At 56.3% G+C, this 1,298-nt stretch carries 3 protein-coding genes; all 3 read right to left on the reverse strand.

Annotated features, from left to right (window positions below; translation table 11 throughout):
- Positions 1–645 precede the first annotated feature (645 nt).
- Complete coding sequence (fdxB, locus tag QWJ46_RS30955) at positions 646–963, reverse strand: ferredoxin III, nif-specific (protein ID WP_004677870.1); 318 nt, start codon at positions 961–963, stop codon at positions 646–648.
- A complete protein-coding gene (locus QWJ46_RS30960) occupies positions 960–1,163 on the reverse strand; it encodes a CCE_0567 family metalloprotein (RefSeq protein ID WP_009991124.1) in 204 nt (67 codons plus the stop codon). Before QWJ46_RS30960 ends, fdxB begins: the two co-directional genes overlap by 4 nt.
- Positions 1,164–1,187: 24 nt before the next feature.
- Positions 1,188–1,298, reverse strand: a 111-nt coding sequence (locus tag QWJ46_RS30965; RefSeq protein ID WP_302756306.1) for a DUF269 domain-containing protein, incomplete at its 5' end; no start/stop codon positions are given.

A 1,298-nucleotide genomic window follows, 5' to 3' on the forward strand; every position in this document is an offset into this window, starting at 1 on the left:
CTTTTATCAATGGGCGGGTTGAGGGCAGGTTGATGTGTATTTGACGGAGAGACCGGCGAACAAAACGTTCCAATCACGACAAACCTGACAAAAGTGGCGGATGCCCGACATTTGCGAGAAATGTCGACGGTTGCGCTGGGGACAAGGGAATTAGCATGTAATTCAACCGCGCTCAGGATCGTCCTGTGTCGGATCGTATTGAGCCTGCGGGGTGGAAAGTGGCGTTGCGGTCCTCGCCGCAAGTGCCTCCGTCAGCTGCGCACTGGTGCTTACCTTGACGGTCAGCTTGCGCGAGACATTGCGTGCAATTGCAGTGCCTTCTTTGCACCGGCCGCCATTGATTAGAACCGCCGCATCCGCGGATCAGGCATGGGACACGAACGGCACGATCTGTGGCGATCCAATCGCGGGGCATCTGCCTTGGCAACCGGATAAGTTCATCGCCGAGGGCGACGAGACAGCGATCGCCACTTCGCGCTTTTAAAAAAGTCCTATTGAAAGAAGCGACGAACTAGCCACCATCGCAGCGCTAACTTTGTGGATGGAATGCCACACGAAGTAACTACGTTCGTTCGTTTGCGCAGACGACGAGCAGCAGGAGACAACAAACGATCTGAAGGTAACAGCGTTGACTTGTTCGCGAGATCACGCAGTAACCTTGTCTGCCGCGACATGGGTCTGACAGTTCTTCGGGCAGACGCGCGCGCAGGCGCCGCAACCAATGCAGCGGCCGGCCTCATCGACAACCATGATCATACGATTGAGCTCGCCATCGAAGTCTTCCTCCTCGTCGTCGCAGATGCCGAGGATTTCACCCGCTTCACCGACGCCATAGAGGTGCATGACTTCGCGAGAGCAGGCTTTGAAGCATCGGCCACAGCCGATGCAGGTTGTAGCATCGATGCAGGTCAGGTACTCCGGCACCCAGCTGGAGCCGTCGCGCGTGACGAAAGGGCCAGTCATCGTGAATTCTCCAATGCAGCGAGCTCTTCCTTCGCAGCGTTCAACTCGGCGAAGGCGTCGAACGTCTCTCCTGCAATGGTCTTGATTCTAGCCCAATTAATCGGAAGGTCCTCGGCAAGATCGTGCAACTCCATCTTCGCAGCGGCGGCGCGGGACTGCAGCTTGCGGACCTTCTTCAGCTGCTCCACAATGTCTGACATGATCTCTTTCCTCGAAAATTGATTTCATGATGCCCGCGCCACGTCGGGATAGGTTTCGATAACTTCAATAGCGTCATCGACCATTTTCGTGCCGGTCTCGGCGAGCTTGCCTAGCGTCTCAAAGCCGAACCGGTG

Origin of the sequence: Rhizobium sp. CBN3 (genome assembly GCF_030518245.1) — a bacterium.
GTDB lineage: Bacteria > Pseudomonadota > Alphaproteobacteria > Rhizobiales > Rhizobiaceae > Rhizobium > Rhizobium aethiopicum_A.

Bases quoted from the DNA above. Each gene is read 5' to 3' on its own strand.
- fdxB (WP_004677870.1), bottom strand. From the start codon at position 963: ATGACTGGCCCTTTCGTCACGCGCGACGGCTCCAGCTGGGTGCCGGAG.
- QWJ46_RS30960 (WP_009991124.1), bottom strand. From the start codon at position 1,163: ATGTCAGACATTGTGGAGCAGCTGAAGAAGGTCCGCAAGCTGCAGTCC.